This window comes from Staphylococcus sp. GDY8P85P, assembly GCF_017892405.1.
Classification (GTDB): domain Bacteria; phylum Bacillota; class Bacilli; order Staphylococcales; family Staphylococcaceae; genus Staphylococcus; species Staphylococcus borealis.
Window position 1 is genome coordinate 1 of the sequence record NZ_JAESLA010000008.1, and the last position, 4,914, is coordinate 4,914.

Annotated in this window: 3 protein-coding genes; all 3 read left to right on the forward strand. The window is 28.8% G+C overall.

Going from position 1 to position 4,914, the window contains the following annotated elements; genetic code table 11:
* Positions 1–218 precede the first annotated feature (218 nt).
* The 3 genes from KA828_RS01730 (at position 219) to KA828_RS01740 (ending at position 4,220) form a co-directional block, all read left to right on the forward strand.
* Positions 219–1,142 (forward strand): protein rep, encoded by a 924-nt coding sequence (locus KA828_RS01730; RefSeq protein ID WP_031590742.1) that lies wholly within the window; start codon positions 219–221, stop codon positions 1,140–1,142.
* A gap of 997 nt (positions 1,143–2,139) precedes the next feature.
* Positions 2,140–3,000 carry an AraC family transcriptional regulator gene (locus tag KA828_RS01735; protein ID WP_194375768.1) on the forward strand — a complete coding sequence of 287 codons (861 nt, stop codon included), beginning with the start codon at positions 2,140–2,142 and terminating at the stop codon, positions 2,998–3,000.
* A 215-nt stretch (positions 3,001–3,215) separates the two neighbouring features.
* Positions 3,216–4,220, forward strand: a complete 1,005-nt coding sequence (locus KA828_RS01740; protein ID WP_204181745.1) for a protein rep — start codon at positions 3,216–3,218, stop codon at positions 4,218–4,220.
* Positions 4,221–4,914: the final 694 nt, after the last annotated feature.

Genomic DNA, 4,914 nt, shown 5'->3' on the forward strand with positions numbered 1-4,914 from the left:
TTCTTCTTGTCTTGATAATAAGGGTAACTATTACAATCTGGAATAGTTACCCTTAAAGTATTGGTGTGTCTGGGTTTAAACGCAAAAAAAGTTGCTTTTTCGTACCTATTAATGTATCGTTTTAGGTGTCTAATCAAAAACATACATAGAAAGGAGAAAAAGCAACTTTTTTTATTGTCATAGTTTGTGAAAACTAAGTTGTTTTTATGTGTTATAACATGGAAAAGTATACTGAGAAAAAACGAAAAAATCAAGTATTTCAAAAATTTATTAAACGTCATATTGGAGAAAATCAAATGGATTTAGTTGAAGATTGCAATACATTTCTGTCTTTTGTAGCTGATAAAACTTTAGAAAAACAGAAATTATATAAAGCCAATTCTTGTAAAAATCGATTTTGTCCTGTCTGTGCTTGGAGAAAAGCTCGTAAAGATGCGTTGGGTTTATCTTTGATGATGCAATATATTAAGCAGGAAGAAAAAAAGGAGTTTATTTTTTTAACTTTAACTACACCTAACGTAAAGGCTACTAAATTGGAAAGTGAAATAAAGCGTTATAATCAATCATTTAGACGTTTGACCAATCGTAAACATTTTAAATCTATTGCGAAAGGATATGTTCGTAAGTTAGAGATTACATATAATAAAAAAAGAGACGATTATAATCCTCATTTTCATGTGTTAATTGCAGTAAATAAATCGTATTTCACAGATAAAAGATATTATATTAGTCAACAAGAATGGTTGGATTTATGGCGTGATGTAACAGGTATTTCAGAAATCACACAAGTACAAGTTCAAAAAATAAGACAAAATAATAATAAAGAGTTATATGAAATGGCTAAATATTCTGGTAAAGATAGTGATTATTTAATAAATCAAAAAGTATTTGATGCATTCTATAAATCACTTAAAGGTAAACAGGTATTAGTTTATTCAGGATTGTTTAAAGAGGCTAAAAAGAAATTAAAAAATGGAGATTTAGATTATTTAAAAGAAATTGATCCAACCCAATATATCTATCAAATTTTTTATATTTGGAAACAAAAAGAGTATTTAGCTAGTGAACTTTATGACTTAACAGAACAAGAAAAAAGAGAAATTAATTACAAAATGATAGACGAAATCGAGGAAGAACAATAACAAAATATAAGTGCTAACAGCTGACCTCCCGATAACACCATGTAGTTATTGGGAGGTCAGCTGTTGAATTATGCACGAGTATTTTAAAAGTTATTGTGATGACGACGATAAACGGTTATCAAAAGTATAATGTTAAAATGCTTTATTATACTAACGTTATATAAACATTATACTTTCGTTATATAAATTTTAACCCTGTTAGGAACTATAAAAAATCATGAAAATTTTAATTTGCATGTAACTGGGCAGTGTCTCAAAAATTCGACACTGGTTTTGCTCAAATTTTTGTTTATGGAATTAGAATATATTTATTTGGCTCATATTTGCTTTTTAAAAGCTTCTGTAGGTTTTTAGGCATAAAACTATATGAATTACCCCTAAATCTTTAAAATGCCCCCTTAAAATTCAAAATAAAGGTATTTAAAATTTTAAAAAATAAAAAAGCTACTAGCAAAAAACTAGTAGCTTAAATCTTAGTTAAATTTCTATGTAGTATTAATTTTTATATCTACGCTACAACGTCGATTCTAGTTCGTGCAGTATTAATTTTTATATCTGCGCCACAACGCCGATTCCTTAAAACTAAGATAAAAATTGACGAAGGTCGATTATGGTTTTTTACGCGTTCTTTTTAGAACGCATAAGTGCGCCCTTACGGGATTTAACTAGATTATAACGACGAAAAATAGACCTGTAAAGCAATAACAGTTGGGTCTACTTTGTCTACTGGTCAGACAAGAAAAGAACACGCATTTATGCCGAGAAAATTTATTGATGTTGAGAAGAACCCTTAACTAAACTTGCAGACGAATGTCGGCATAGCGTGAGCTATTAAGCCGACCATTCGACAAGTTTTGGGATTGTTAAGGGTTCCGAGGCTCAACGTCAATAAAGCAATTGGAATAAAGCAATTATTTTTTATTCGATAATTGTTATATATAAATTATCGAGTTAGTTCTTTGATTATTGATTACTATAGGATTGAAAGGTGATGGATATGATATTAAAAAATTTAAATAATTCTATAGATTATATAGATCAGAATTTAACAAACGATTTAAATTTATATGATATAGCGAATTTTGTTGGTTTACCTGAGCAGCATTATAGAAATTTGTTTATATTTCTTACTGGTATCGGTTTATCTGAGTATATAAAAAAAAGAAAATTGTATTTTGCTAATAAAGATTTATTAAATAAAGAATCAGTAACGAGTGTAGCTATAAAATATGGATATTCAATTGATGGTTTTACAAAGTCTTTTAGAGATTGGAGTGGGTATTTACCATCTCAAATATATGAAAAACAAGTTTTAATTTCATATCCGAAACTTTCATTTGCTATTAATGTTAAAGGAGGAATAGGCATGAAAACTAGAATTGTAGATTTGCCAAAAATTAATATAGTAGGCGTAAAAAAACGTGTTCGTATGCAATACGAGGGTGTTAACAATGAAATTGAAGAACTAGCAAATAGTATTACTAATATACAAAAAGAAGAAATGAATAATTTACAAAACATTGAACCTAAAGAAATTGTAAATGTTTCATATGATGCTGATGAGAATTTTATTAAAGAAGAGGGTTATTTAACTCATATGATTGGTGTTATAACAACAGAAAACAATATAAGCGATCAACTTGATGTTATAAATATTGATGAAAGTAAATGGATAGTCTTTGAAAATGAAGGTAAATTTCCAAAAGTTTTACAAGACACATATGCTAAAATTTATTCTGAATGGTTGCCAGAAACAGAATATAAATTAGCTAATGTACCAATGTTTTCTTTTACTAAATTTAATGATTCAGATAGAGATAATGCTTATAGTGAAATTTGGGTCGCAGTTAATAATTGATTTTAGATATTTAAGGTTTTAGAAACGAGTTGAAAACGAGTTTCTTCTTGTCTTGATACTATATAGAAATAACGTTCTTTTTTAAAATATGTATTAATCATTGATATGACAGGGTTTTTCTTTGTTTTTGAGCGTGAAAGAAAAAATTGACATAAAAAAGCTCCAGTAATATGATTAAGTTACGACGCTTAAATCAATACTGGAGGTCTTTTTATATGCAATATAATACTACTAGATGTATAGACGAAAATCAAGATAATAAAACATTAAAAGATATGACGAAAAGTGGGAAACAACGCCCGTGGAGAGAAAAGAAAATAGACAATGTAAGTTATGCAGATATACTGGAAATCTTAAAAATTAAAAAGGCTTTTAACGTAAAACAATGTGGTAACGTCTTAGAGTTCAAGCCAACTGATGAAGGTTATTTGAAATTACATAAGACATGGTTTTGTAAGTCAAAATTATGCCCAGTTTGTAATTGGAGGCGTGCTATGAAAAATAGTTATCAAGCTCAAAAAGTGATTGAAGAAGTGGTTAAAGAAAAGCCAACTGCACGTTGGTTGTTTCTTACGTTATCGACAAAAAATGCGATAGATGGTGAAACTTTAGAACAAAGTTTAAAACATTTAACTGAATCATTTAGAAGATTGTTTAAATATAAAAAAATTAGTAAAAATTTAATTGGCTTTATGCGTTCGACAGAAGTTACGGTTAATAAAAATGACGGTAGTTATAATCAACATATGCACGTTTTGTTATGTGTTGAAAATGCGTATTTTAGAAAAAAAGAAAATTATATTACGCAGACCGAATGGGTCGATTTATGGCAAAAAGCATTACAAGTTGGTTATCGACCAGTCGCAAATATTAAAGCGATCAAACCAAATCAAAAAGGGGATAAAGATATTCAAGCAGCTATCAAAGAAACTTCAAAATACTCGGTTAAATCATCAGATTATTTAACTGGAGATAGCAAAAAAGATTCCGAGATTGTTGATGATTTGGAAAAAGGTTTATATCGAAAACGCATGTTGAGTTATGGTGGATTGCTTAAACAAAAACATAAAATTTTAAATTTAGACGATGCCGAAGACGGTAATTTAATTAATACAAGCGACGAAGATAAAACAACAGACGAAGAAGAAAAAGCACATTCAATTACGGCAATTTGGAATTTTGAAAAGCAAAATTATTATTTAAAAGATTTGAAACGTTAGCTTAAAAGCTAGCGTTTTTTTATGCTTTTTTTGCCTTTGCGGGAACTATAGCGTTCAACCGGCATGGTTGGCCATTTTTACTATGCAAATTTTAATTTGCATGTAACTGGGCAGTGTCTTAAAAAATCGACACTGGATTTGCTTAAATTTTTGTTTGTGAAATTAAGATATATTTATTTGGCTCATATTTGCGTTTTAAGAGCTTATATAAGTTTTTAGGTATAAAACTATATAAAATACCCCTAATTCTTCAAAATACCCCCTTAAAATTCAAAATAAAGGTATTTAAAAATTAATAAAATAAAAAAGCTACTAGCCAAAAACTAGTAGCTTTAGTCTTGATGTAGTATTAATTTTTATATCTACGCTACAACGTCGATTCTAATTCGTGCAGTATTAATTTTTATATCTGCGCCACAACGCCGATTCCTTAAAATGAATATAAAAAATCGACGAAGGTCGATTATGGTTTTGTACGCGTTCTTTTTAGAACGCATAAGTGCGCCCTTACGGGATTTAACTAGATTATAACGACGAAAAATTGACCTGTAAAGCGATAACTATTGTGATAAGTTTGATTAAAAAGGAGATAGAAAATGCTTATATTTTTATTTATTTTGTTTTGTGGTCTTTTAGGTTATTTTTTGATTAATCGTTCTAGAAAAAAATAGAGCACGCATTTATGCCGAGAAAA